The organism is Sphingomonas sp. BK580 (genome assembly GCF_014194975.1).
In the GTDB taxonomy this organism is placed as follows: domain Bacteria; phylum Pseudomonadota; class Alphaproteobacteria; order Sphingomonadales; family Sphingomonadaceae; genus Sphingomonas.
In genome coordinates, this window is the sequence record NZ_JACIAY010000003.1 from 393,336 (window position 1) to 416,750 (window position 23,415).

General features: G+C 70.6%; 23 protein-coding genes. 5 read left to right on the top strand and 18 right to left on the bottom strand.

Translation table 11 applies throughout. From position 1 onward, the window contains the following. Positions 1–122: 122 nt before the first annotated feature. Together ahcY and FHY05_RS08410 are read right to left on the bottom strand one after the other, a co-directional pair. A complete protein-coding gene (gene ahcY / locus FHY05_RS08405) occupies positions 123–1,553 on the bottom strand; it encodes an adenosylhomocysteinase (RefSeq protein ID WP_409321655.1) in 1,431 nt (476 codons plus the stop codon). A gap of 126 nt (positions 1,554–1,679) precedes the next feature. Then, a complete protein-coding gene (locus FHY05_RS08410) occupies positions 1,680–2,240 on the bottom strand; it encodes a YqgE/AlgH family protein (protein WP_183943915.1) in 561 nt (186 codons plus the stop codon). Between the two features lie 97 nt (positions 2,241–2,337). Here FHY05_RS08410 and FHY05_RS08415 point away from each other — a divergent pair, with 97 nt between their 5' ends. The 3 genes from FHY05_RS08415 (at position 2,338) to FHY05_RS08425 (ending at position 5,149) form a co-directional block, all read left to right on the top strand. Beyond that, positions 2,338–2,817 (top strand): peroxiredoxin, encoded by a 480-nt coding sequence (locus FHY05_RS08415; protein ID WP_183943916.1) that lies wholly within the window; start codon positions 2,338–2,340, stop codon positions 2,815–2,817. Between the two features lie 211 nt (positions 2,818–3,028). Beyond that, positions 3,029–4,459, top strand: a complete 1,431-nt coding sequence (locus tag FHY05_RS08420) for an AMP nucleosidase (RefSeq protein WP_183943917.1) — start codon at positions 3,029–3,031, stop codon at positions 4,457–4,459. Positions 4,460–4,534: 75 nt separating this feature from the next. After that, positions 4,535–5,149 (top strand): hypothetical protein, encoded by a 615-nt coding sequence (locus tag FHY05_RS08425; protein WP_183943918.1) that lies wholly within the window; start codon positions 4,535–4,537, stop codon positions 5,147–5,149. A 289-nt stretch (positions 5,150–5,438) separates the two neighbouring features. On the opposite strand, the gene FHY05_RS08430 is transcribed toward FHY05_RS08425, so the two are convergent. Genes FHY05_RS08430 through FHY05_RS08445 form a run of 4 tightly spaced genes read right to left on the bottom strand, consistent with a single transcriptional unit; the run spans position 5,439 to position 8,372 of the window. Beyond that, entirely contained in the window at positions 5,439–6,014 is a 576-nt protein-coding gene (locus FHY05_RS08430) for a GNAT family N-acetyltransferase (protein WP_183943919.1), read from the bottom strand. Beyond that, the gene (locus tag FHY05_RS08435; protein ID WP_183943920.1) at positions 5,966–6,757 is read right to left on the bottom strand and encodes a LysR family transcriptional regulator; all 792 of its coding nucleotides are present in this window, start codon (positions 6,755–6,757) and stop codon (positions 5,966–5,968) included. Before FHY05_RS08435 ends, FHY05_RS08430 begins: the two co-directional genes overlap by 49 nt. Continuing rightward, positions 6,754–7,152 (bottom strand): Co2+/Mg2+ efflux protein ApaG, encoded by a 399-nt coding sequence (gene apaG, locus FHY05_RS08440; protein ID WP_183944045.1) that lies wholly within the window; start codon positions 7,150–7,152, stop codon positions 6,754–6,756. The genes FHY05_RS08435 and apaG overlap by 4 nt, the downstream gene beginning before the upstream one ends. Positions 7,153–7,166: 14 nt before the next feature. Beyond that, positions 7,167–8,372 carry a PLP-dependent aspartate aminotransferase family protein gene (locus FHY05_RS08445; RefSeq protein WP_183943921.1) on the bottom strand — a complete coding sequence of 402 codons (1,206 nt, stop codon included), beginning with the start codon at positions 8,370–8,372 and terminating at the stop codon, positions 7,167–7,169. A 190-nt stretch (positions 8,373–8,562) separates the two neighbouring features. Between FHY05_RS08445 and FHY05_RS08450 the strand changes: the two genes are divergently transcribed. Then, positions 8,563–9,804: a glycosyltransferase family 39 protein gene (locus FHY05_RS08450; protein ID WP_183943922.1), complete on the top strand. Its 1,242-nt coding sequence runs from the start codon at positions 8,563–8,565 to the stop codon at positions 9,802–9,804. 167 nt (positions 9,805–9,971) lie between these two features. Here FHY05_RS08450 and leuB read toward each other — a convergent pair whose 3' ends face one another. From leuB to FHY05_RS08510, 12 genes are all read right to left on the bottom strand, one after another. Next, positions 9,972–11,024, bottom strand: coding sequence for a 3-isopropylmalate dehydrogenase (leuB, locus tag FHY05_RS08455; protein WP_183943923.1), 1,053 nt, complete (start codon positions 11,022–11,024; stop codon positions 9,972–9,974). Positions 11,025–11,051: 27 nt separating this feature from the next. Then, positions 11,052–11,783 carry a DNA repair protein RecO gene (recO, locus tag FHY05_RS08460; protein ID WP_183943924.1) on the bottom strand — a complete coding sequence of 244 codons (732 nt, stop codon included), beginning with the start codon at positions 11,781–11,783 and terminating at the stop codon, positions 11,052–11,054. Positions 11,784–11,821: 38 nt separating this feature from the next. Beyond that, positions 11,822–13,741, bottom strand: a complete 1,920-nt coding sequence (gene uvrC, locus FHY05_RS08465; protein ID WP_183943925.1) for an excinuclease ABC subunit UvrC — start codon at positions 13,739–13,741, stop codon at positions 11,822–11,824. A 189-nt stretch (positions 13,742–13,930) separates the two neighbouring features. Continuing rightward, positions 13,931–15,748 (bottom strand): DUF885 family protein, encoded by a 1,818-nt coding sequence (locus FHY05_RS08470; RefSeq protein WP_183943926.1) that lies wholly within the window; start codon positions 15,746–15,748, stop codon positions 13,931–13,933. 384 nt (positions 15,749–16,132) lie between these two features. Beyond that, positions 16,133–16,750, bottom strand: coding sequence for a hypothetical protein (locus FHY05_RS08475; RefSeq protein WP_183943927.1), 618 nt, complete (start codon positions 16,748–16,750; stop codon positions 16,133–16,135). Beyond that, positions 16,743–17,237 carry an ATPase gene (locus tag FHY05_RS08480; protein ID WP_183943928.1) on the bottom strand — a complete coding sequence of 165 codons (495 nt, stop codon included), beginning with the start codon at positions 17,235–17,237 and terminating at the stop codon, positions 16,743–16,745. The genes FHY05_RS08475 and FHY05_RS08480 overlap by 8 nt, the downstream gene beginning before the upstream one ends. A gap of 63 nt (positions 17,238–17,300) precedes the next feature. Then, positions 17,301–17,528 carry a F0F1 ATP synthase subunit C gene (locus FHY05_RS08485; protein ID WP_019515901.1) on the bottom strand — a complete coding sequence of 76 codons (228 nt, stop codon included), beginning with the start codon at positions 17,526–17,528 and terminating at the stop codon, positions 17,301–17,303. A gap of 42 nt (positions 17,529–17,570) precedes the next feature. Then, on the bottom strand, positions 17,571–18,359 hold the full coding sequence (locus FHY05_RS08490; RefSeq protein ID WP_132909269.1) for a F0F1 ATP synthase subunit A: 789 nt from the start codon (positions 18,357–18,359) through the stop codon (positions 17,571–17,573). Between the two features lie 28 nt (positions 18,360–18,387). Further along, positions 18,388–18,720: an AtpZ/AtpI family protein gene (locus tag FHY05_RS08495; RefSeq protein WP_132909436.1), complete on the bottom strand. Its 333-nt coding sequence runs from the start codon at positions 18,718–18,720 to the stop codon at positions 18,388–18,390. Positions 18,721–18,882: 162 nt separating this feature from the next. Next, positions 18,883–19,263 carry a YdbL family protein gene (locus FHY05_RS08500; protein ID WP_409321657.1) on the bottom strand — a complete coding sequence of 127 codons (381 nt, stop codon included), beginning with the start codon at positions 19,261–19,263 and terminating at the stop codon, positions 18,883–18,885. Between the two features lie 5 nt (positions 19,264–19,268). Next, a complete protein-coding gene (locus FHY05_RS08505) occupies positions 19,269–19,457 on the bottom strand; it encodes a YnbE family lipoprotein (RefSeq protein ID WP_132909268.1) in 189 nt (62 codons plus the stop codon). A gap of 8 nt (positions 19,458–19,465) precedes the next feature. After that, entirely contained in the window at positions 19,466–22,564 is a 3,099-nt protein-coding gene (locus tag FHY05_RS08510; protein WP_311732412.1) for a YdbH domain-containing protein, read from the bottom strand. 98 nt (positions 22,565–22,662) lie between these two features. Between FHY05_RS08510 and radC the strand changes: the two genes are divergently transcribed. Continuing rightward, positions 22,663–23,352, top strand: coding sequence for a RadC family protein (gene radC / locus FHY05_RS08515; RefSeq protein ID WP_183943930.1), 690 nt, complete (start codon positions 22,663–22,665; stop codon positions 23,350–23,352). Positions 23,353–23,415 lie beyond the last annotated feature (63 nt).

The window sequence follows — 23,415 nt, forward strand, 5'->3', positions numbered from 1 at the left end:
CATCTCGGCATCATCGTCGCAAGGGTTAATGTGCTATTCAGCCACGGTGTTGCGCCGCAGCAACATGCGCGAAGGGCGGCACCTCGCGGTACCGCCCCCCTTTCTCGCGATCGCGACAGCGATCAGTAGCGATAATGGTCCGGCTTGAACGGGCCGGCGACCGGCACGCCGATATACTTGGCCTGCTTCTCGCTCAGCTGCGACAGTTGCACGCCGAGCTTCTCGAGATGGAGCGCCGCGACCTTCTCGTCGAGGTGCTTGGGCAGGACGTAGACCTCGTTCTTGTAGTTCTCGCCCTTGGTCCAGAGCTCGATCTGCGCCAGCGTCTGGTTGGTGAACGACGCCGACATCACGAACGACGGGTGGCCGGTCGCGCAGCCCAGGTTCACCAGTCGGCCCTTGGCCAGCACGATGATCTGCTTGCCGTCGGGGAACTCGACGAGGTCGGTGCCCGGCTTCACCTCGGTCCACTTGTAGTTGGACAGAGCGGCGATCTGGATCTCCGAGTCGAAGTGGCCGATGTTGCAGACGATCGACATCGGCTTCATCGCCTTCATGTGATCGGCGGTGATGACGTCGGCGTTGCCGGTCGCGGTGACGAAGATGTCGGAGCGCTTCACCGCTTCCTCCATCGTCACGACCTCATAGCCCTCCATCGCCGCCTGCAGCGCGCAGATCGGATCGATCTCGGTGACGAGCACGCGCGCGCCGCCGTTGCGCAGGCTGGCCGCCGAACCCTTGCCGACGTCGCCGAAGCCGGCGACGGTGGCGACCTTGCCGGCCAGCATCACGTCGGTGGCGCGGCGGATCGCGTCGACCAACGACTCCTTGCAGCCGTAGAGATTGTCGAACTTCGACTTGGTCACGGAGTCGTTGACGTTGATCGCCGGGAACGGCAGCTCGCCCTTCTTTGCGATCTCGTACAGGCGGTGGACGCCGGTCGTCGTCTCTTCCGACACGCCCTTCAGGTTCTTGACGGTCTCGGTCAGATAGCCCGGCTTCTTGGCGATGAACGCCTTGACCGAACGCTGGAACTCGACTTCTTCCTCATTCTCCGGCTCGCCGAAGCTCTGGCCCGCCTCGAGCTTCGCGCCCCAGAGTGCGAACATGGTCGCGTCGCCGCCGTCATCGAGGATGATGTTGGCGGTCCGGCCGGTGCCGTCGTCCCAGTCGAAGATCGAGCCGACATAGTCCCAGTAATCGGCGAGCGTCTCGCCCTTCACCGCGAACACCGGGATGCCAGCGGCGGCGATCGCGGCGGCGGCATGGTCCTGCGTCGAGAAGATGTTGCAGGTCGCCCAGCGGACGTCGGCGCCCAGCGCGGTCAGCGTCTCGATCAGCACCGCGGTCTGGATCGTCATGTGCAGCGAGCCGGTGATGCGAGCGCCCTTGAGTGGCTGAGCGGCGCCGAACTCGTCGCGCAGCGCCATCAGGCCGGGCATCTCGGTCTCGGCGATCTTGATCTCGGCGCGGCCGAAATCGGCCAGGCCGATGTCCTTGATGACATAATCGTTGGTGTCGAGCGTGCGGTCAGACACTGGGGCGGTTGCCACGGCGTTGTCTCCAGACTGATAGGGCCGACCAAGGCGCGAAGCACCGATCGGCATCCGCGCGCCTTAGCCGGCTACAGGCCGGCGATCAAATATAAAGATATCTTTATATCGTGTCGCTAGAGCGTATCAGCTGTGCCCGCTCTCGCTCGACAGCAGCCGCGGATCGACGCCCGCGGCGGCGAAACCGCGGGTCCAACGCTGCTCCACGGGCGTGTCGAACAGCATCTCGGGCGAGTCGGCGACGTTGAGCCAGCCGTGGCGAGTCATCTCGGCGTCGAGCTGCCCCGGCGCCCAGCCCGCGTAACCGAGCGCGACCAGCCAGCGCGACGGACCGTTCCCGGCCGCGATCGCGCGCAGCACGTCGAGTGTCCCCGACAGCGCCCATCGACCCGCGACGTCGAGCGTGTCATGTCCCCCCCAGTCGCTGGAGTGGAGCACGAAGCCGCGCCGCGTCTCCACCGGCCCACCGAAATGGACCGGCGCGTCGGGTGCCTCGCCCGGCGCGATCTCGAGTTGCTCGAGCACGTCGTGCAGGCCGAGGCCGTTGACCACGGCGCCGACGCCGACGCCGAGCGCGCCGCTCTCGTCGTGGCTGCAGATCGCGATCACCGAATGCTCGAAGCGCGGATCACCGATCCCCGGCATCGCGAGCAGGAACTGACCGGTGAGATAATTGGCTTGCTCCATCCGCGCCAGCCTAGTGCCTGCGACGGCGCTTGCCAAAGCTTGAAATCACCCGCGTCGGCTGCGACACCCGCGGGAACCTCGTACCGGAGACCCGCTCATGACGATCAGCGTCGGCGACACCCTGCCGTCCGTCCGCCTCACCAAGGTCACCGCGGACGGACCCGAGCCGGTCGACTCCGCCGAGTATTTCAAGGGTCGCCGCGTCGCCCTCTTCGCGGTGCCGGGCGCCTTCACCCCGACCTGCTCGGCGCGCCACCTGCCCGGCTACCTCGACAAGGCCGGGGAACTGCGTGCCAAGGGCGTCGACGAGATCGCCTGCACCGCGGTCAACGACGCCTTCGTCCTCGCCGCCTGGGCGAAGCAGAACGGCGCCGAGGGCGTGACGATGCTGGCCGACGGCAACGGCGACTTCGCCGGCGCGATCGGGCTCGAGATGGACGGCAGCAGATACGGCATGGGCACGCGTAGCCAGCGCTATGCCATGGTGGTTAACGACGGGGTCGTCGAGTCGCTCGAGGTCGAGGCGCCGGGCGAGTTCCGCGTCAGCTCGGCGGAGCATCTGCTGACGCTGCTGTAGATCCCGATCTTTCCCGGCGCGTCGGAGGGGAGCGCCGCGCGCCAGCAAGGTGGTGGACGGGGCGCTCCAGGCGGCGCCACGCCTGCGGACACCCTTTCCACCGGCCTGCGGCTGGTCCCTCTCCCCGCGCCGGGGAGGATCAGGATGCTCCTCGGCGCGGGACGCGTTGCCCCGACTTGCCGCGGTCACACGGCAAATGTAACCGTCGGGAATGACAGCGAACGACATCGTACAGGAACTCGACCGCCTCTACAGCGCGTCGGTCGACCGGCTGAAGGCGGCGATCTCCCTCTACATCGCCGAGGGTACGCCGCCCGCCGCCGAGGCACGGCGCGACGGCTCCTTCGCGTATCCCGAGATCCGGCTGCGCTTCGCGGGCGGCGACGACCGTCCCACGCCGCTGCGCTCCTTCGGCCGGCTCGTCAGCCCCGGCGAGTATCGCATCAGCGTCACCAAGCCAGCGGTCTTCGCCGACTATCTGGTCGAACAGCTGACCCTGCTGATCGAGGACTATGACGTCACCGTCAGCGCGATAGCGGGGACGCAGGAGATCCCCTTCCCTTACGTGATCGACGCCGGCCACGCGCTGAGCCTCGACACCGTCTCCGCGGCCGAGCTGGCGCGCTGGTTCCCGACCACCGAGCTCGCCTATATCGGCGACGAGATCGCCGATGGCCTCTGGGCCTCGATCGACGGCACGCGCCCGCTGGCGCTGTTCGATGGCCTGCGCACCGACTTCAGCCTGGCGCGGCTGCGCCATTACACCGGCACCCCGCCCGAGCACGTCCAGCGCTACGTGCTGTTCACCAACTATCACCGCTATGTCGACGAATTCGTGCGCTGGGGCGCGAGTCAGGTCGGCGGTGACAGTCGCTTCACCGCGCTGTCGGGACCGGGTGGCGTGCTGTTCCAGGCCGGTGACGATCCGGCGATGCTCGACGACAGCGCATGGCGGCGGCTGCAGATGCCGGCCTACCACCTGATGGCGGACGATCGCACCGGCATCACGCTCGTCAACATCGGCGTCGGCCCGTCCAACGCCAAGACGATCTGCGATCATCTCGCGGTGATGCGGCCCGAGGCCTGGGTGATGATCGGCCACTGCGGCGGGCTGCGCCCCTCGCAGCGGATCGGCGACTATGTGCTCGCGCACGCCTACCTGCGCGACGACCATGTGCTCGACGACATGCTGCCGCCCGAGATCCCCGTTCCCGCCATCGCCGAGGTGCAGCAGGCGCTGGCGCGCGCGGCGGAGACGGTCAGCGGCCAGTCGGGCGACGCGCTCAAGCGGCGGCTGCGCACCGGCACCATCGTCACCACCGACGATCGCAACTGGGAGCTGCGCTACGCGCGCTCGGCGCTACGTTTCTCGCTCAGCCGCGCGGTCGCGATCGACATGGAATCGGCCACGATCGCGGCGCAGGGCTATCGGTTCCGCGTACCTTATGGAACGCTGCTGTGCGTCTCGGACAAGCCACTCCACGGTGAGCTCAAGCTGCCCGGCCAAGCCAACCGCTTCTACGAGCGCGCGATCAGCGAGCATATGCGGATCGGCATCGAGACGTGCGAGGAGCTGCGCCGCGAGGGCGCCAAGTTGCACAGCCGCAAGTTGCGCGCCTTCAACGAACCGCCCTTCCGCTGAGTGCGGGCCAGCACCTGGGAAACGAAGCGGCGGCCGCGCGTTACGCGGCCGTACCATTTCGCCAGGGAGCAGATGATGGCCGACGACAGCAGCGATACACCGACCCCCGCGCCGGCCTCGTCCAAGCCGGCGACGCCGCGCCGCCGCGCGCCGCGCAAGGCCAGCGCGAGCACGGCGAGCAAGCCCACGGCGAAGCGCAAGACCGCGGGCGAGACGCCCGCTCCTAAGCGCCGCGCCGCGGCGAAGGCTGCGCCCGAGCCATCGACGCTCGAGCAGGCCGGCGAGGCGGTGACCGCCGCGACCAAGAGCGTCGCGCGGACCGCCGGCGCGGCGCGCAAGCGCGCCACCCGCGCCGCTGCCGACACGCGCAAGAGCGCCACCCGCGGCGCGCGTGGCGCCGGCAAGGCCGCGTCGCGCGCGACCAACAAGGTCGGCGGCAAATGGGGCGCGGCGGCGATCGCGGGCGGCGTGGCGGCGATCGGCGCGGCAGCGACCGCGGCGCTTCTGTCGCTGCGCAGTTCGACGCCGAAGCAGCCCGCGCATCCGGCGCCGAAGCCGGCGAGCAAGGCGGGCGGGAAGCCCGAGAGCGAGGCGAACACCAAGCACGGCGGCGCGCACCAGCCCGACGGCACGGACTCGAGCAAGTCGTTCGAGGCCAAAATCGCCGACGAGAATACCGTTCCGGAGTGAGGCGCTGGCGATCACCCACCTGACGCCCCGGCGCGAGCCGGGGCGAAGTCGGAAGACCGCCTTATGATCACCAAAGGCGCCCAACTTGCCTTCGGCTCCAGCGGGAGGTCGCGCGACCACCTCGTCATCCCGGCGCCTGACCCACGGCCCAGCGTGCCGCGTGCGGCTATACCGTCGCGCTCGCGGCCACGTGGATCTCGCCTCCGCGCCGGGGCGACGGCCGTCGAATAGTTTCGCAGAGGCCCTCCTCGCCGGGTGGCAAAAGTAAGAACAGCGTCGCCGGACTGGCCTACAAGGGTGTGACCCCGCGCCACTCGTCCCGGAGCAGCCCCCACAGCACCGTGTCGCGCACGCCGATGTGCGTCTCCCACTCGGCGCGCAGCAGCCCCTCACGCCGGAACCCGAGCGACTCGAGCAGGCGGTTGGAGCCGGCGTTGTCCGGATCGGTGTCGGCGAACACGCGCCGATACCCCTCGGCGAACAGCCGGTCGATGACGCCGCCGACCGCCTCGCGCGCATAACCGCGACCCTGCGCCGCCGGCACCAGCAGGTAGCCGATCTCGACCACGCCGGCGCGCTTCTCTCCAGCGGCGACGAATCCGATCGCGGCGACGTCGCCCTCGCGCGTGATCGCCCAGGTGCGCCAGTTGCCGCCGTCATGGGCGCTGAAGCGCTCGCGCAGCGCCGCGACCGACTCGGCCGGCGCGTGCGACCACCAGGTCATCGCCGCCGCATCGCCCATCGCGGCGAACAGCGCCTCGGCGTCGTCGGGCACGCGCGCGCGCAGCACCAGCCGCGCGGTCGCGAGCCGCGGCGTCACCCGCCGAGCGCCTCGACCAGCGCCTGCACCTTGCGCTGGCGCCATTGCGGCGTCGGGGCGATCAGCCAGTAGCCGAGCCGCGAGGGCATCGCCTCGCCGACCACGACCAGCCGTCCTGCCACGATATCGCGGGTCGCGAGCAGCTCAGGGACGGTCGCGCGGCCCAGACCGGCCGCGGCGGCGTCGATCGCCAGCCCGGCATCTCCGACCCGCACCTGCGCCCCGCCCTCGCCGGCAGGCGCGCCGGGCCAGTGGATCAGCGCGGCCGCGCCGCCGCCCGCGCGCTCGACCGTGACCAGGCCCTCGCTCTCGATCGCCTCGCCTTCCAGGGCGCCGGGGCCCTCGCCCCAACGGATCGCGAGGTCGAGGTTGGCCTCGGTGAAGTCAACGTTGTCGTCGGCCGCGACCAGCGCGAAGCGCAGCTCGGCGTCGCTCACCGCGATCTCGGCGAGGCGTGGCAGGAGCCACTTCTCGGTGACGTCGCGCGGCGCCGCGATCGTCAGCGACTTGGACGACTGGCCCGCCTGCATCGCGCGCACCGCCTCCTCGAACTCGAGGAAGCCCTGCCGCAGCGGGGCGAGCCCGGCCTCGCCCTCCGGCGTCAGTTCCAGCCCCTTGGTGGTGCGGCGGAACAGCACGACGCCCAGCGTATCCTCCAGCGCGCGGATCTGCTGACCGACCGCGGCGGGGGTCACCGCCAGCTCGTCCGCGGCGCGGGTGAAGGAGAGATGGCGCGCCGCCGCGTCGAGCACGCGCAGGCCGTTGAGCGGCAGGTGGGTGCGTTTCATTCCGCGACCGCCGGCGCGGTCAGCGCGAAGCGCGGGATGGCGACGTCGAACAGCTGCCCGTCCTCCGCGATCATGCGGTAGCTGCCCTGCATCGCGCCGCTCGGCGTGGCCAGCGGGCAGCCCGAGACATAGTCGTAGCTCGCGCCCGGCGCGATCAGCGGCTGCTCACCGACGACGCCCTCGCCCTCCACGGTGTGGCGCGCGCCGTTCCCATCGGTGATCACCCAGTGGCGCGTGAGCAGCTGCACCGCGCCATCGCCGTCATTCTCGAGCCGGATATGATAGGCCCAGAACCAGCGCCCGCGCGCCGGCTCGGACTGTTCGGGGAGATAGCTGACCGACACGCGCACCGTCACCGTGCCGGTGGTGGCGGCGAGCGGGAACAATGCCTCCATGCCGATCGCGCCGCTCACAGGCCGACCTGCCGGAGCGCGTGGTCGAGGTCGTCGATCAGGTCGCGCGGGTCCTCGAGCCCGACGTTGAGGCGGAGCAGCCCCTCGGTGACGCCCATCTCGGCGCGCGCCTCGGGCGAAACGCCATAATGGGTGGTAGAGGCGGGATGAGTCATCAGCGACCGGGAGTCGCCGATGTTGTTCGAGATGTCGATCAATTCTAGCGCGTTGAGCAGCGCATGTGCCTGCGCGCGATCGGCTACCTCGAAGGCGAAGATCGGCCCGGCCGCTTCCATCTGCGCCATCGCCAGCGCGTGCTGCGGGTGGCTCGGCAGGCCGGGGTGGAGCAGGCGCGGCACGCGACCCTCGAGGAACTGCCCGACCGCGACGGCATTCTCCGACTGGCGCCGGATCCGCAGGTCGAGCGTCTCCAGCCCTTTGAGCACGACCCAGGCGTTGAAGGCGCTGAGAGTCGGGCCGGTGTTGCGCGTGAAGGGCAACAGCGTGTTGGTGACGAAATCCTCGCTGCCGCACACCGCGCCGGCGAGCACGCGCCCCTGCCCGTCCATCATCTTGGTGGCGGAGTAAGCGACCACGTCGGCGCCGTACTCGAGCGGGCGCTGCAGCGCCGGTGTGGCGAAGGCGTTGTCCACGACGCTGACGATCCCACGCTCGCGCGCGATGCCGCATACCGCGCGGAGGTCCACCACGTCCATGGTGGGGTTGGCCGGCGTCTCGAAGAAGAAGACCTTGGTGTTGGGTCGCACCGCCGCCTCGAACGCGCCCGCGTCACGTGCGTCTACCGTGGTCGACTGGATGCCGAAACGCGGCAGCAGGGTGTCGACGAGCCACCGGCACGACCCGAAGGCGGCGCGCCCGGCGACGACATGGTCGCCCTGCTGAAGCTGGCACAGCAGCGCGGCGGTCATCGCCGCCATGCCGGTCGCCATGGTGCGGCACGCCTCGGCGCCCTCGAGCAGCGCGATTCGTCGCTCCAGCATCTCCACGGTGGGATTCTGCAGGCGCGAATAGGTCATTCCCTCCTGCTCGCCGGCGAAGCGCGCCGCGGCGTCCTCGGCGCGGTCGTAGCTGTACCCCGAGGTGAGGAAGATCGCCTCCGAGGTCTCACCGAACTCGGAACGTGCGGTGCCACCGCGCACCGCGAGGGTGGCGGGACGCCAATTCTGGGTGACCGACCGGTCCTGTCCGCTGCGCCGCTTCATGGCGGCACGCTTTGCCCCCCGCGGGGCGATGAGACAAGGGGCAGCGCGGAGCTGACGGCGGGCTTGTCGCCGCGGCGAGGCTGACGCAAGGAAGCCGGGTGTTCCTGCGCCAACAGGAACCCAGGCTGATGACCCGCCACGCTCGCGGCCCCGGGCTCCTGCGTGCGCGGGAGCACGAACGGGGAAGTTGATGGCCGCGCGTGACGAGACCGTGACGACTCCCCGCCCCTGGCTCCTCGCGTCGGCGGTCGCGCTCGCGTCGGAGCTGCTGTTCCTGTTCCGCGTCACCGTGCCCGACAAGCCGGTGTTCGACGAGGTCCACTATCTCCCCGCCGCACGCGCGCTGCGCGACCTGACCGGCCCGGCCAATATCGAGCACCCGTTGCTGGCGAAGGAGCTGATCGCGCTGGGGTTGCGGGTGTGCGGCGACACGCCGCTCGGCTGGCGGATCATGTCGACGGTGGCGGGGAGCGCGACGGTCGCCGGCGTGTTCGCGCTGACCTGGCTGCTCACCGGGCGCACGCGCGCCGCGCTCATCGGCGCTTTGCTGTCGGTGCTGGGCTTCACCGTCTATGTCCAGGCGCGGATCGCGATGCTGGACACGTTCCTGCTCGCCTTCCTGCTGTGGGGTATCGTGCTGCTCACCGCGGCGATGCGCGACGGCAGCGCCGTGCGCTGGACGGCGGGCGCGGCGCTGCTCGGACTCGCTACCGCGTGCAAATGGGTTGCCGCGCCCTACGTGGCGGCCGCAGCGGTGACCTTCGTGCTGATGAAGCGCGAGCGACCCGGACGCTGGCCTGGACTCCGCCCGACCCGCGCGCTGGCGCTGCTGGGTGGCGTGTCGGTGGTCATGTACTTCCTCACCTTCCTGCCCGCCTTCTACTACGCGAACGAGCCGATGACGGTCGCGCGGCTGCTGCCGTTTCAGTGGGACATGTACCTGCGCCAGACGCAGAAGCTGCCGCACCACACCTATCAGTCGAACTGGTGGACCTGGCCGTTGCTGATCCGGCCGATCTGGTACCTGTACGAGCCGGTCGACGGCGCGCAACGCGGCATCATCCTCCTCGGCAACCCGGCGGTCATGTGGGGCGGCTTGGCGGCAGTGGCGGCCTGCTTCGCGGGCTGGGTGAGGTGCGGCGCGGCGCGGCTGCTCGCGCCCGCGGTGCTGTGGACCTTCGCGGTCGGGATCTTCGCGGTGATCCCCAAGTCACTGGGCTTCTACTATTATTACTATCCGGCGAGCGTCTTCCTCAGCGTCGCGCTGGCGGTGGCGCTCGACCATTGGCGCGACCGACTGGGGTGGTGGGACGAGGCGTATCTGCTGCTGGCGTTCGCGCTGACGCTCTACTTCCTGCCGGTGCTCACCGCCGCGCCGCTCGCGCATGCCGCGGCGTTCCACCGCTGGACCTGGTTCGCCAGCTGGGTGTGAGGGCGAGGCACCTCACGCCGCGAGACCTCACCACCCCGGCACCGGAAGGGGAACCAGCCACAGGCTGGTGAAGGGGGCTCTCCGCACGAGCCATCTGCAGCGGGAACCTGTCGTCACCGGCGTGCGCCCGGCGGTTCCCCTCTTCTTGCCGGGAAGGAGTGAAAGGCTCACAGTCCCGCCAGGACCGCCTCGCCCATCGCCGCCGTGGACGCGTCGCCACCCATGTCGGGCGTGCGCAGCCCGCGCGCCAGCGCCGCCGCGACCGCGGCCTCGACGCGGTCCGCCGCCGCGTCCTGGCCGAGCGAGTGGCGCAGCAGCATCGCCGCCGACAGGATCGCGGCGCACGGATTGGCCCTGCCCTGCCCCGCGATATCGGGCGCGGACCCGTGGATCGGCTCGTACAATCCCTTGCCCGCGCCATCGAGCGCCGCCGAGGGCAGCATGCCGATCGACCCGACGCACATGCTCGCCTGGTCGGAGAGGATGTCGCCGAACAGGTTGCCGGTCACGATCGTGTCGAACGCGCCCGGGTTGCGCACCAGCTGCATCGCCGCATTGTCGACGTACATGTGAGTCAGCTCGACCTGCGGATAATCCGCCGCCACCTCGATGACCACGTCCCGCCACAGCTGCGAGGTCTCGAGCACGTTGGCCTTGTCGACCGAGCAGAGCTTGCCGCGCCGCTTCGCCGCGGTCTCGAAGCCGACGCGCGCGATGCGGCGCACCTCGTCCTCGTCGTAGCGCATCAGGTCGTGGCCCTCGCGCCTGCCCTCCGGGGTGCTGCCGCGGCCCTTGGCGCCGAAATAGACGTCGCCGTTGAGCTCGCGCACGATCACCAGGTCGATCGCGCGCGCCACCTCGGGCTTGAGCGTCGAGGCGTCCTCCAGGCCGGGGAAGATCCGCGCCGGGCGCAGGTTGGCGAACGTACCGAGATGCTTGCGGATACCGAGGATCGCCTGCTCGGGGCGCAGCGCGCGCTCGAGCGAGTCGAACGCCGGATCGCCGACCGCGCCGAACAGCACCGCCGCGGCGCGATCGGCGAGCGCCAGAGTCTCAGGGGGCAGCGGGTGGCCGGTGGCGCGATAGGCGGCGCCGCCGACGGGCGCCTCCTCGAAGCGGAGGCCGAGGTCGAGCGCCTCGAGCACGCGGCGCGCCTCGCGCGTCACCTCGGGGCCGATGCCGTCGCCGGGCAGGATCGCGATCAGGGTGGAGTCGGTCATACCCACCGCATGGCGCGACGCGCGCGCTCACGCAACCGCCCGCGCGAGCCGCGCCACCAGCCGCTCGCGCGCGGCGAGCAGGTCGCGGCGGCGATCGACCAGCACGTCGCGCGCGAGAAAATGCCCCGTGAGCGCCAGCGCGGCGAGCACCTCCTCCCATGTCGCCGATCCGCCCGACAGCAGGAACGCCGGCAGCGCGAGCAGCCGCGTCTCATAGCCGAGCGCGCCGGCGCGGCTCACCGCGGCGCCGCTGCGGGGGCTGACATAGGCGAGATCGTCGCGCGCGCCGGTGACCGTACAGCCGCTCAGGTCAAGCCCGAAGCCGAGCTCGGCGAGCAGCAGCAGCTCGTAGCGCGCGACGCTGCCCGCCCATCCCTGCGCGCTCGGCGCCGCCTCGATCGCGTCGAACACCGCGGCGAGCGCGTCGTGGAGCCGCGGATAGGGCTGCGCCTCGGGCAAGGCGCCGGCGGTGAGCGCGCACAGCCACTCGATCGCGGCGGCGGGGAGCGGCTGGGCGAACAGCGGCGCACGACTGTGCACCAGCTCGACGGTGAGCGCGGCGAGCTGCTCGTCGCTGCGCGCGCGCCAATCCCCGCGGATGACGTTGCCGGGCTGAAGCGACGGGCGCAGCCGACGCGAGTGACCGCCGCGCACGAAGCCCGGACGAACCCCGTCGTCGCGGGTAAAGCCGCGTACCACCGCGCCATGCTCGCCGAGCGCGCGGGCGGAGAGGACCAAAGCGTCGGCGGCGAGGTGCATGACAGCGAGATAGGGCGCCGCCCGCGCCGCCGACAGCCCTAGCGCGCGTGGTAGAAGTCGTAGACCTGCTGCGCCACCGCCGCGCTCACCCCCGGCGCCTTGCGCAGATCCTCCAGGCTGGCGTTGCGCACCGCGCGGCCGGTGCCGAAGTGCATCAGCAGCGCCTTCTTGCGCGCCGGGCCGATGCCGGGCACCTCGTCGAGCGGGCTGGCGCCGATCGCCTTGGCGCGTTTGGCGCGGTGCGCGCCGATGGCGAAGCGATGGACCTCGTCGCGCAGCCGCTGGAGGTAGAAGAGCAACGGCGAGTTGACCGGCAGCGTCAGCTCGCGCCCGTCCATCAGGTGGAACACCTCGCGCCCCTCGCGGCCGTGGTGCGGCCCCTTGGCGACGCCGACGAGGCACACGTCCTCGATCCCGAGATCCTCCAGCACCGCCTTGGCGGCGTTGAGTTGCCCGCGACCGCCGTCGAGCAGCACGAGGTCCGGCCAGGTCTCGCCGTCGCGATCGGGATTCTCCTCCAGCGCGCGCGCGAAGCGGCGCTGCAGGACCTCCCGCATCATCGCGTAATCGTCGTCGGTCGCGGCCTGCTTGATGTTGAACTTGCGATACTGGCCCTTGCGGAACCCCTCCGGCCCGGCGACCACCATCGCGCCGAGCGCGTTGGTGCCCTGGATATGGCTGTTGTCATAGACCTCGATCCGGTCGGGTGAGTCACCCAGCTCGAACAGCTCGGCGAGTTCGCGGTGAAGCCGCGCCTGGGTGGTGCTCTCGGCGAGACGTCGCTCCAGCGCCTCCTTGGCGTTGCGGCTCGCCTGGTCGAGCAGCCGCTTGCGCACGCCGCGCTGGGGCACGGTCAGCTCCACCTTGCGCCCGGCCTGCTCGCACAGCGCCTGGGTCAGCAGCTCGGCCTCGGGCAGCACGCGGTCGATCAGGATGGTCCGCGCGGGCGGCACCTCCTCGTAGAATTGCATCATGAACTGGGTGAGCACCTCGTCCTCGGGCACGTCGGCGGTGTGCGCGGGGAAGAAGCTGCGGTGGCCCCAGTTCTGGCCGCCGCGGATGAAGAAGGCCTCGATCCCGATCAGGCCCTCGTGGCAGGCGAGCGCGAAGATGTCGGCGTCGCCCACGCCTTCCGCGTTGATGAACTGCGTGCCCTGGATGAAGGTGAGCGCCTTGAGCCGGTCGCGCAGCACCGCGGCCAGCTCGAAGTCCATGTTCTCCGCCGCCGCCTGCATCTGCGCGCCCAGCTTGGCCTGGACGTCGGTGGCCTTGCCGGCGAGGAACTTCTTGGCGTCGCTCACCAGATCGGCATAGCCCGCGGTGTCGATCCGCCCGACGCACGGGGCAGAGCAGCGCTTGATCTGATAGAGCAGGCAGGGGCGATCGCGCGTCTTGAAGAACCCGTCGGTGCAGCTCCGCAGCAGGAACAACTTCTGCAGCGCGTTGAGGGTGTTGTTGACGCTCCCGGCGCTGGCGAAGGGGCCGTAGTAATCGCCCTTCGCACGGCGCGCGCCGCGGTGCTTCTGGATGCGCGGGAAGTCGTGGTCGGCGCGCAGCAGGATGAAGGGGAAGCTCTTGTCGTCGCGCAGCAGCACGTTGTACGCCGGCCGGTAGCGTTTGATCAGCTGCGCCTCGAGCAGCAGCGCCTCGGCCTCGTTGTTCGTCGTCACGATCGTCATGGATCGCGTCTGCGACACCATGCGCTGAAGCCGCTTGGGCAGCCGCTCGACCTGGACGTAATTGGCAACGCGGTTCTTCAGCGCGCGCGCCTTGCCGACGTAGAGCACGTCGCCCTTGGCATCGTGCATGCGATAGACGCCGGGCTTGAGCGGCAGCGTCTTGAGCACGTTGCGGATCGCCGCCTCACCCGCCTTGAGGTCGGGGGTGTCGGCGCCGCGGATGGTGAAGGTGGCCTGCTCTTCGTTGAAGCGGTCGGGTGGGCCGTAACTGCCGTTCATCGCGGGCGATCTAGGGGCTGGCGCGGCGCGGGACAACGGGGGTGGCGCCTCGTCCCATGCTCACCGGGGTCATCCTGAACCCGTTGCAGGATCCAGGGTGCCGCATCTCCAGGCGCCGGGGCACGTTCGGGACGCGTGGCGCCTGAAACGAGCGCAGGATGACGGCAGAAGAGGTGGGAGGTGCGCCCGCTACTTCCCCCCGCGCGTCACCCAGTCGCCGATCTTGGCCTCGAGCACCGGCATCGACAGCGCGCCGGTGTCGAGCACCTGCGCGTGGAAGGCGCGCGCGTCGAAGCGATCCCCCAGCTTGGCCTCGGCGTCTGCCTTGAGCCGCGAGATCGTCAGTTGCCCGATCTTATACGCCAGCGCCTGCCCCGGGATCGCGATGTAGCGCTCCACCTCGGCGGTCGCGTCGGTGCGCGCCATCGGCGAGTGCGAGAGCATGTAGGCGATCGCCTGATCGCGCGTCCAACCCTTGGTGTGGATGCCGGTATCCACCACCAGCCGCATCGCGCGCAGCATCTCGTCGTTGAGCCCGCCCATGCGCTGATAGGGGTCGGTCTCCATGCCCAGCTGGGGCCACAAGGTCTCGGCGTAGAGCGCCCAGCCCTCGACATAGGCGGTGTTGCCGCCGAAGCGCATGAAGGCGGGGAGCGCCTCATTCTCCTGCGCCAGGCTGATCTGGAAGTGATGCCCCGGCACCGCCTCGTGCAGGTACAGCGTCTCCATCTCCCACATGTAACGGACCGGCAGGTCGTACGTATTGTAGTAGAACACGCCAGGTCGCGACCCGTCGGGCGTGCCCGACTGATAGGAGCCGCCCGCGTCGGTCTTCTCCTTGAACGCGGGTACCGGACGGATCTCGAGCGCGGTCCTGGGGATGAGCGAGAATTGCTCGCGCACGCGCGAGTCGATCCGCCGCCCGATCGCCTCGTAGCCGAGCCGCAGCTGCTCCTTCGACGATGGCTGGAAGCTCTTGTCCTCGCGCAGGAAGGTGAAGAAGTCGGCGAGCGAGCCGGTGAAACCGACCTTGGCCTTCTGCGCCTCCATCGCGCGCGTGATCCGCGCCACCTCGCTGAGGCCGAGTTGGTGGACCTTCTCCGCGGAGAGCGGCAGCGTCGTGTTCGATTCGATGAGGTAGGCGTAGAGCCTGTCGCCGCCCGGCATCGCCGAGAGGCCGACGCTGTCGCGTGCGACCGGCAGATATTCTTTCTCGAGGAAGTCGCGCATGCGGCGCTGCGTCGGATTGACCACCTCGGTGATCTGGCGCGTGTAGGCGGCACGGAGCCGCGCCTGGTCGGCCGGCGGGATCGCCGCGGGGAAGGCCTTCACCGGGCCGTACAGCGGCGAGTCCGCGGCGCCGCCCTCGAGCAGATGGTCGAACTGCGCGATCATGTTGCGCACCACCAGCTTGGGCTGGACGATGCGCGCGCGCATGCCCTCGCGGAAGCGCGCGATCGCCTGATCGAGCAGCTCGGCGTAGCGCGCGTTGCGCTTCAGATTGTTGTCATAGTCGGCGACGGTGTTGAACGGCGCCGCGCCCTGACCGGAGGCGAGCTCGGGGTAGAAGGTCTGCAGCCCGTAGAAGTGGTCGAGCGGGCGGACGATGTTGAGCGCGACGAGATCGGGGGCGAGCCCGCGCAGCGTGACCGAACTCTGCTGCTGGAAGACGTCATAGGCGATCTGGTCGGTGCGGGTGAGTTTGGCGCGATCGATCCTGCTCAGCGCGGCGAGGTCGCCCCGCGCCGCGGCGCGCTCGGCGGCGATGTACGAGTCGGAGAAAGGGTCGCCGAGCCGGTCGGCGTAGCGCAGGTCGCCGCGGAACAGCGCGTTGACCGGGTTGCGCTTCAGCGAGGCCTCGTCGCTCGCGGCGAACAGCGCCTTGAGCTTGGCGTCCTCGGCGGAGTCGCCCGGAGCGACGGCGGCGGGGGCCGTCTGGGCGAGCGCGGGCAGCGGCGCGGTCAGGCCGGACGCGAGCAGCAGGACGACGGCGAACGGGCGCGACATCAGGTCACCTCGGGTGTGGAATGGTGGTGAGCGGTTCGTCATGGCAGAGCGAGGCGCGGTGATGCACCGAAGTGCGTGCTCGCACCATCCACCTTCCGTCATCCTGAACTTGTTTCAGGATCCACCGTACCGCGCGTGCCGCGGCAGCTGAGAACGCCGCACCGTTGATCCTGAAACGAGTTCAGGATGACGCCGGATGGGGGGACGAAGGAGCGCCTTCCCGAAGGTCGCCATGGATGACACGCGCTCGGCCGACGCGTTCGCCGCCGTGCTCCGGCAAACGCCGGAGCCCAGGATCGCGGGCGATGCGCTTCGTGGCTCTGCGCCCCTGCGTCCGCAGGAGCACGCTCGTGGAGGAGGGACGCGCGAGACGCCCCTACCCGCTCAGTTGAGCCGACCCACCCCGGCGATGGCGCGGTCCACCAGCGCCTTGTCGCTCTCAGCGCCGTGGCGCTCGGCGATCAGCGCCGCGGCGGCGGCGGCGGCGGCCTCGGCGGTGCGGGCGCGGACCTCCGCGATCGCGGCGCGCTCGGCGGCGGCAATCTTGTCCTCCGCCATGCGCGCGCGGCGGTCCATCAGCTGCTCGGTATCGGCCTTGGCCTTGGCGACGATCTCGGCGGCCTCGTGATGCGCATTCTCGCGCATCTTCGCGGCATCTGCCTCAGCCGAACGCGCGCGCGCGGCATATTCGTCGCGCAGCGCCTCCGCCTCGCGACGCAGCGCGGCGGCCTCGTCGAGCTGGCGGCGGATCTCGCCGATGCGCTTGTCGAGCATCGCCGCGATCGTCTTGGGCACGCGGACGAGCACCATGCCGATCAGCACCACCAGAGCGGCGATGCCGACCCAGCCGGTGTCGTTGAAGCCGAGCGCGGTCGGCGCGGCATGGTCGCCCGCGCCGCCATGCTCGGTCGAAGCGGCATAGCCGCTGCCATTGGCGAGGTCGTGCGACTCCATCCCCTCGGAGGCGGGACCCTGGGTCGGTTGGGCGGGAGCGTTAGCCATGGTTCAGCTGCCTGCGCACCGCCTCGTTGGCGGCCTCGGTGGGGACGGCGACCCCGGCGAGGCGCTGCACGAGCTCCTGCGCCGCCTCGGTCGCGATCGTCTGAACGTTCACCATCGCCGCCGCCTTGGCGTTCGCCACCGCGACGTCGTGGTGCGCGACTCGCTCCGCGAGGTCGGCATCGGCATGGCGCAGCTGCGCCTCGGTCGCGGCCGCGGCGCGCGCCTTGGCGGCGGCGACCTCGGCCTGTGCCGCGGCGCGCGCGGCGTCCATGTCGGCGTTCCACGCCGCCTCGGTCGTGTCCGCCGTGACGCGCGCGCTCTCCGCGCTCGCGAGGTCCTGCGCGATCTTCGATTCACGCAGGTCCATCACGCCCTGCACCCTGGGCACCATCAGCTTGCCGATCCCGAAATACAGGAGACCGAAGGTGATGAGCAGCCAGAAGATCTGCGAGGCGTAGGTGGCGGCGATCTGACTGATTTGAGGCATGGTGATCCGCTATCCTTGCGGCCCCGCCCGGTGGTCGGGCGGGGCTGGTCCGTCGGCGTCAAGTTACGCGACGAACACCAGGATGATCATCGTCACGAAGGCGAGCAGGCCGAGCAGCTCGGCGCCCGCGAAGCCGATGAAGAGGCGGCCCTGCTGGCCGTCGGCGGCACCCGGGTTGCGCAGCGCGCCCTCGAGGAAGGCGGCGAACACGTTGCCCACGCCCAGCGCGGCGATGCCCATGCCGATCGCGGCGAGACCGGCGCCGAGCAGCTTGGCGGCGTTTGCGTCCATGTCAGTAACTCCCGTTCAGAAAACAAAGGTTGGTGTGGAAACTCAGTGCAGGTTGACCGCGTCGTTGAGATAGACGCTGGTCAGCAGCGCGAAGACATAGGCCTGGATCGCCGCGACCAGCAGCTCCAGCAGCGTGATGCCCAGCATCAGCACGAAGCTGGGCACGGTGATCAGCACCGCATAGCCCGGCCCGAGGTTAATGCCGTTGATCACGAAGGCGGCGAGCACCTTGAGCAGGATGTGCCCCGCGGTCATCGCGACGAACAGTCGCAGGCCCAGCGAGAAGGGGCGCACCAGGAAGCTCATCAGCTCGACCACGAAGATCAGCGGCACCATCAGCGCCGGCGTACCGTGCGGCACGAACAGGCTGAAGAAATGGAAGCCGTGCCGGCCGAAGCCGACGATCAGCACGATCGAGAAGCTGATGATCGCCAGCACGCCGGTGACGGTCAGGTGGCTGGTGACGGTGAAGGGGTGCCAGCCCGGCACGATGCCGACGGGCATGAGGCCCAGGATGTTGGCGAACAGGATGAACATGAACAGCGAAAAGACGTAGGGCACGAAGCGCTTGCCCTCGGGCCCGACGTTCGACGTCAGCATGTTCTGGACGAAGCCGGTGAAGCCCTCGACCGCCGCCTGCCAGCGGCCCGGGACGAGCTCGCGCTTCATGCCGCCGAGCATGAACAGCCACAGCACGACGAGCGTGATCACCATCCACAGCGCGGAGTTGGTGAACGACACGTCATAGCCGCCCACGATCCAGCGCTGACCGAGCACGGGCTCGATCAGGAACTGGTGCATCGGATCGATCTTGCCGCCTTCTGCCGCCACGTGCTGGTCCCTGCGCCTATAACATAGATCAAGCGCCCGGGTCGTCCGGACGCTTGGTCGTCAACCGAATGATCTGCCTGAAGGCGACGCCGATCCCGAGGAACAGCATCACGATCAGTACCCAGGGCGTGGTGCCGAACCAGCGGTCGAGGAGCCAGCCGATCAGCGCCGAGCCGACGAGACTTCCGATGAGGGCGGCGAGCACGCGGTTGCCGAGCGCGTAGCCCGCATCACCCCCGTCGCGCACAGCCCCCGTGCGAACCGCCTCGTCCCGGCGCGCCTGTCTCAACCGATCGTCGAGCGAAGTCAGGCGCGGGTCCGCCGCGTCGTGGAAATCCTGTCCGGGGCCGTTCTCCGCCACGCCGCCACCCTCGCCCTGAAGTTCGTTGACCAGGAGAGAGTGCGCGCGAGCGGCGAGCAGCCCCGCCAAGGCGCCGTCCGGTTAGCCGGGGGGTCCGGGGGTGTCAACCTGTGTGGACGCGGGGTTAACGGAGGTTGCGCGGCGCCCTGTCGCGATCGCGCGTCACACGCAGCGCGAGTCACGCTGCGGCGCGCCGGCCCCGCGCGTCTGCCAGCTGCCGTCGGGCGCCTTGTACTTCTCGCCCGGCTGCGTCTGCGCGATCAGGTTGCAGCCGCTGGTGAAGGCGAGCTGTTCCACCGTCGCGCCGCTGGCCTGCGCCTTCTGCGTGTAGGCCGCCTTGCGCTGGATGTTGATGTTGCTGACCAGCGCGCGCAGCTCCGCGCTGCCGCCGCCGACCACGCCGAGATAGCCGTCGGGCTGCTCGCCCACCTGCCCGGCGGAGCGCGCCGCGGCATAAGCGGGATCGCGCTGCGCCAGCGCGGCGGTGGAGAGGCCGGCGAGCGTCACCGCACCGGCGAGCGTCAGTAGGGCCTTCATCGTCATCACCTTCAGAAAATCCCCGGGTTCTGCTGGATCAATGTCTTCGCCTCGTTGTCGAGGCGATACACCACTTCCTGGGTCACGTTAATGTTGAGGTTGATCTGGATCGGCTTGTCGGGCGCGGAGATGTTCACGCACCCCGCGGTGGCCGCCACCAGCGTCGCCGTCGTCATCGCGGTCAAGATCGGGAGGCGCATCGGGTTCGTCAATCCTTCTTCGGTTCTGCCACGGGGGCGCTTGCGGGCGGCTGAACGGTGCCGCCGCGACGGTTCTGTTCCTCGATCAGCGCCTGGAGATTGCGCTTCACCAGCCGTTGCGGGTCGTAGAAGCTCGCCGCGGAGTCGATCAGCCCGCGGAACGGCGCGCGGATGGTGATGTTGAAGCGGATCGGCAGCCGCGTGAGGCGACGCAGCAGGAAGTTGCTCTTCTCCCCCTGCCCCTGCCGGATCCCGGCGAAGCGCACGCCGGTGACCATCTCGCCCGCGAGCGGCCCGTTCATCTCCACCGCCAGGTCGCGATAGGTCAGCGAGCGCAGCGACTGGAAGGCGAGATTGCCCCAGAAGCCGAGGTCCTTCTCGGTCAGCTCGCCGAGGTAGGCGATGCTGCCCCCGCCCGCGCGCGCGACCAGCCGTCCATCCTCGATCCGGCCGCCGCTCGCGTCGAACAGCATCGGCAGCACGCCGTCGAAGGTGCCGGTCGCGCTCAGATTCTTGAAGTCGAACTGCTGCAGGAACTTGCCCGCGTCCATCCGATCGACGCGGAAGGTCAGCCGGCGCGACTGGTCGGTGCCGAAATCGAGCAGCGTCGGCTCCAGCGTCAGCGTCCCGCCCGCGAACGGCCACCGCCCCTCGGTGACGCGGACGCGCGTGTTCGGCAGCGTCTGGTAGATGATCCGTCCGTCGGTCACGGGAACGCCCGGGTTGATCGAGCGCACCGTCGCGACCTGGTCGGGCGCGCTCTCCAGTGCGAGCAGGTCAGTGAAGCGAATCGTCCCCGCCACGCCCTCGACCGGACCGAACGCGGCGGCGAGATCGGTGCCCGGCGTGGTGAAGCGGCCGGTGCTGGTCACGCCGTCCGGGCTCCAGGCGATGTCGCCCGCGCCGCTGACGGTGCCGCGCACGTCGGCGATCACGCCGAAGGTGAGCCGGGTCAGCTTGTCGGGCTGGAGCGAGTCGCCGAACGTGATCCCCGGCACCGCGAGGTGCGCGCTACCCGTGCCCGCGGCGAGCCGGTGCGCGATCGTCACGTCGGCGACCGTGGTGCCCGTGCCCGGCTCGTGCAGCGTGCCCGCCGCGGCGATGGCGCCGTCGCGCAGCGTGAGCGTCACGTCGCGCGCCGCTAGCGGCTCGAACCGCGCCGGTGTCGCCTCGTCCGCGACGGTGAGCGCGCCGTCCAGCGCGAGCCCCCCGCCGGCGAAGCGCCACTGCCCAGAGGCGGCGCTCATCACCAGCGGCACGTTCGCGATCGCGCCGCCCGCCCCTTTGAAGCGCCCCGTCACGCCGGCGGCGCCGAGCGTACCATCGAGCCGCGCGGCGTCGATCCGGGTCACGCGATCGGATGCGCCGATCAGCGCGGCGACGTCGCTCAGCGCGAAGCCGCGGTCGGCGAGCCGCAGCCGCGCGTCGGACGCGGTGAGCCGAAGCGGCGTCCCGCCCAGCATACCACGCAGCGCCACATGCTCGATCCGCGCCCCACCGCTCACCCGCCCATCCGCGACGCGGACCAGCGCGCTGTTGAGGGGGCAGAGCGTCAGCGCGGTTCGCTCGAGCGCCAGGCTCGACGCGACGAGGCGATCGAATTGCAATGGCGCGCAGCCGGGCGCGAGCGTCAGCGCACCGCCGCGGCCGAGGAGCGCGTCGAGCGGCAGGCTGAGCCGCTCGACGCGTCCGCCGGGAAGCGGCCCGGAGAGCGTCGCGCTGGTGCGGAACCGCACGCCCGCACGCGTGGGCGAGGCGGTGAGCGGGGTGAGGTCCAGCACGGCGCCGTTCCGGGCGTAGCGCGCGATCGTCGCGGTGCCGCCGACCGCTGCACCGGGCGCCGCCTGCGTCAGCCGTAGAGCGGTCGCGGGCAGCCCGCCGCCGCCGAGCCTCAGCCGGCCAGCCAGCCGCGCGCCGGCAGGATGGCCGAGCACGATCCCACCATCGTCGAGCGCCGCTCGCGCACCGCTCGCCGCGACGATCTCGGCGCGGTCGATCGTCAGCAGCGTCGTCGCGCCGCTCGCCAACGCGAGGTCAGCGGTGATGCGCATTCGCCGGGCGGCGGCGTCCAGGTCTTGCGCGAGCGCGGCGCCGAGCGGCGCCAGCGGCGTGCCGATCGTCGCGTCGCGCACGACCCGCAGCCGTGCCCGCTCACCCGTCGCGAGCGCCACCGCCGCGGCGTCCAGCCGCCCGGCGATTGTCGCGCCGCGTCCGGCGAGCCGCCACGTGCCGGTGAAGCGGGTCGCGCCGCCGCTCGCCGCCGCCGCGTGCAGCCGCGCCGCGGTGAGGGTCAGCGTGCCGCCGCTGCGCCGCGCGTCACCGGCGAAGCTGACGGTGCCGCCCAGCTCGTCGAGCCGGCCTGCTGCCGCCGTGGCGCTGGCCGCGCCCGACCGCGCGCTGCCGCGCCACCGATCGAGCGCCGGCGACAGCGCGGCGTCCAGCGTGACCGTCGGCGCGACCAGCCGCCCGCCCGCACAGTCGAGCGCCGCGGCGGTGACCGGACCGACGACCCGTGGCGCCTTCTCCACCACCCGCACCGACACGCGCGCGTCGAGCCCGCGCAGCGCGCAGCCGCCCGCCATCAGCCGCGGCGCGGCCGCGAGCAGACGACCGCTGAACCCGCCGTCGAGCCGTCCGCGCCCGCTCAGCCGCAGCGCGACGTCACCCTGCGGCGTCGTCAGTGCGATCCGCGCGTCGGCGACGTCGAGGTCGATCGCGGGCAGCGCGAAGCCGCCGCCGGCGCCCGCCGGCAGCAGCCGGTCGATCGCGCCGAGCGACAGCTTGCCGTCCGCCAGCCGCGCCGACAGGCGGACATGCCCCGCGCGCACGCCGACCAGTTTCGGCCCGGCGAGACCGATGTCGGTCTCGGTCTCCACCCAGTCCGCGACCAGATCGGGCGCGCGCGGGTCGCCGATCACCACGCCGGTCAGGCGCTGGCGGCCGAAGCCCAGGTCCTCGATGGCGTAGCGGCCGGCGACCCCGCGGCGCGCCAGCTCGCGGTCGATCACGTGAGTCGCGATCGGCACGCGCGACAGCCACAGGGTCGTCCCCCCGGCGAGCGCCAGCCCGGAGACCGCGATCAGGGCGCGACGGCGCGCGCTGGTCACCTCGGATCTCCGTCGCGCGTCATTCGATCGCCAGCATAGGCCGGCGCGCCCGCCACGCGCAATTGCGCACGATCGCGCGCTCGCCTAGGCGACCCGCGATGGTCGACGAAGAGACCGCCGCGAGCGACGTCCAGGGCCACCGCAAGCGGCTGCGCGAGCGGTTGCTCCTCGATCCCGATGGGCTGCACGACTATGAGCTGATCGAGTATCTGCTCGGCCTCACGCTGCGACGGGTCGACACCAAGCCGATCGCCAAGGGCCTGCTGCGTCGCTTCGGCAGTCTCAACGCCCTGATGGAAGCGGACGCCATGGCGTTGACGCGGGTGGAGGGGCTCGGCGAGGTGAGCGTCGCCGCGCTGCGCATCGCGCGTGCCACCGCGATCCGACTGCTGCGCGAACGCGCGACCGCCGCGCCGATCCTGTCGAACTGGCAGGCGCTGGCGGACTATCTTCATGCCGATATGGCGCACGACACCATCGAACGGTTCCGTGTGCTGCACCTCAACACGCGCAACATGATCGTGCGCGACGAGGTGATGGCACAGGGCACGATCGACCAGGCCGCGGTGCACGTGCGCGAGGTGATCAAGCGCGCGCTCGACACCGGCGCGGCCGCGCTGATCCTGGTCCACAATCATCCCTCGGGCGATCCCTCGCCGAGCCGCGCCGACATCGACATCACGCGCGCGATCGTCGCCGCGGCACGACCGCTCGGCATCGCGGTCCACGACCATGTCATCGTCGCTGGATCGGGCCAGCTGAGCCTGCGCGCGCGCGGGCTGATCTGAGCGAGCGCCGCGCCATTTGCCCCTCACGCCGCGCGCTGCTACCCGCCCGCGCATCTTCCCGCC

Coding starts and splice junctions, on each gene's coding strand:
- FHY05_RS08415 (WP_183943916.1), top strand. CDS start 2,338: ATGACGATCAGCGTCGGCGACACCCTGCCGTCCGTCCGCCTCACCAAG.
- FHY05_RS08430 (WP_183943919.1), bottom strand. CDS start 6,014: ATGGCGCCAGCGCAAGGTGCAGGCGCTGGTCGAGGCGCTCGGCGGGTG.
- apaG (WP_183944045.1), bottom strand. CDS start 7,152: ATGGAGGCATTGTTCCCGCTCGCCGCCACCACCGGCACGGTGACGGTG.
- FHY05_RS08505 (WP_132909268.1), bottom strand. CDS start 19,457: ATGCGCCTCCCGATCTTGACCGCGATGACGACGGCGACGCTGGTGGCG.
- FHY05_RS08500 (WP_409321657.1), bottom strand. CDS start 19,263: ATGACGATGAAGGCCCTACTGACGCTCGCCGGTGCGGTGACGCTCGCC.
- FHY05_RS08435 (WP_183943920.1), bottom strand. CDS start 6,757: ATGAAACGCACCCACCTGCCGCTCAACGGCCTGCGCGTGCTCGACGCG.
- uvrC (WP_183943925.1), bottom strand. CDS start 13,741: ATGAACGGCAGTTACGGCCCACCCGACCGCTTCAACGAAGAGCAGGCC.
- radC (WP_183943930.1), top strand. CDS start 22,663: ATGGTCGACGAAGAGACCGCCGCGAGCGACGTCCAGGGCCACCGCAAG.
- FHY05_RS08450 (WP_183943922.1), top strand. CDS start 8,563: ATGGCCGCGCGTGACGAGACCGTGACGACTCCCCGCCCCTGGCTCCTC.
- FHY05_RS08410 (WP_183943915.1), bottom strand. CDS start 2,240: ATGGAGCAAGCCAATTATCTCACCGGTCAGTTCCTGCTCGCGATGCCG.
- FHY05_RS08475 (WP_183943927.1), bottom strand. CDS start 16,750: ATGGCTAACGCTCCCGCCCAACCGACCCAGGGTCCCGCCTCCGAGGGG.
- FHY05_RS08485 (WP_019515901.1), bottom strand. CDS start 17,528: ATGGACGCAAACGCCGCCAAGCTGCTCGGCGCCGGTCTCGCCGCGATC.
- FHY05_RS08470 (WP_183943926.1), bottom strand. CDS start 15,748: ATGTCGCGCCCGTTCGCCGTCGTCCTGCTGCTCGCGTCCGGCCTGACC.
- FHY05_RS08480 (WP_183943928.1), bottom strand. CDS start 17,237: ATGCCTCAAATCAGTCAGATCGCCGCCACCTACGCCTCGCAGATCTTC.
- FHY05_RS08445 (WP_183943921.1), bottom strand. CDS start 8,372: ATGAAGCGGCGCAGCGGACAGGACCGGTCGGTCACCCAGAATTGGCGT.
- leuB (WP_183943923.1), bottom strand. CDS start 11,024: ATGACCGACTCCACCCTGATCGCGATCCTGCCCGGCGACGGCATCGGC.
- FHY05_RS08425 (WP_183943918.1), top strand. CDS start 4,535: ATGGCCGACGACAGCAGCGATACACCGACCCCCGCGCCGGCCTCGTCC.
- FHY05_RS08420 (WP_183943917.1), top strand. CDS start 3,029: ATGACAGCGAACGACATCGTACAGGAACTCGACCGCCTCTACAGCGCG.
- recO (WP_183943924.1), bottom strand. CDS start 11,783: ATGCACCTCGCCGCCGACGCTTTGGTCCTCTCCGCCCGCGCGCTCGGC.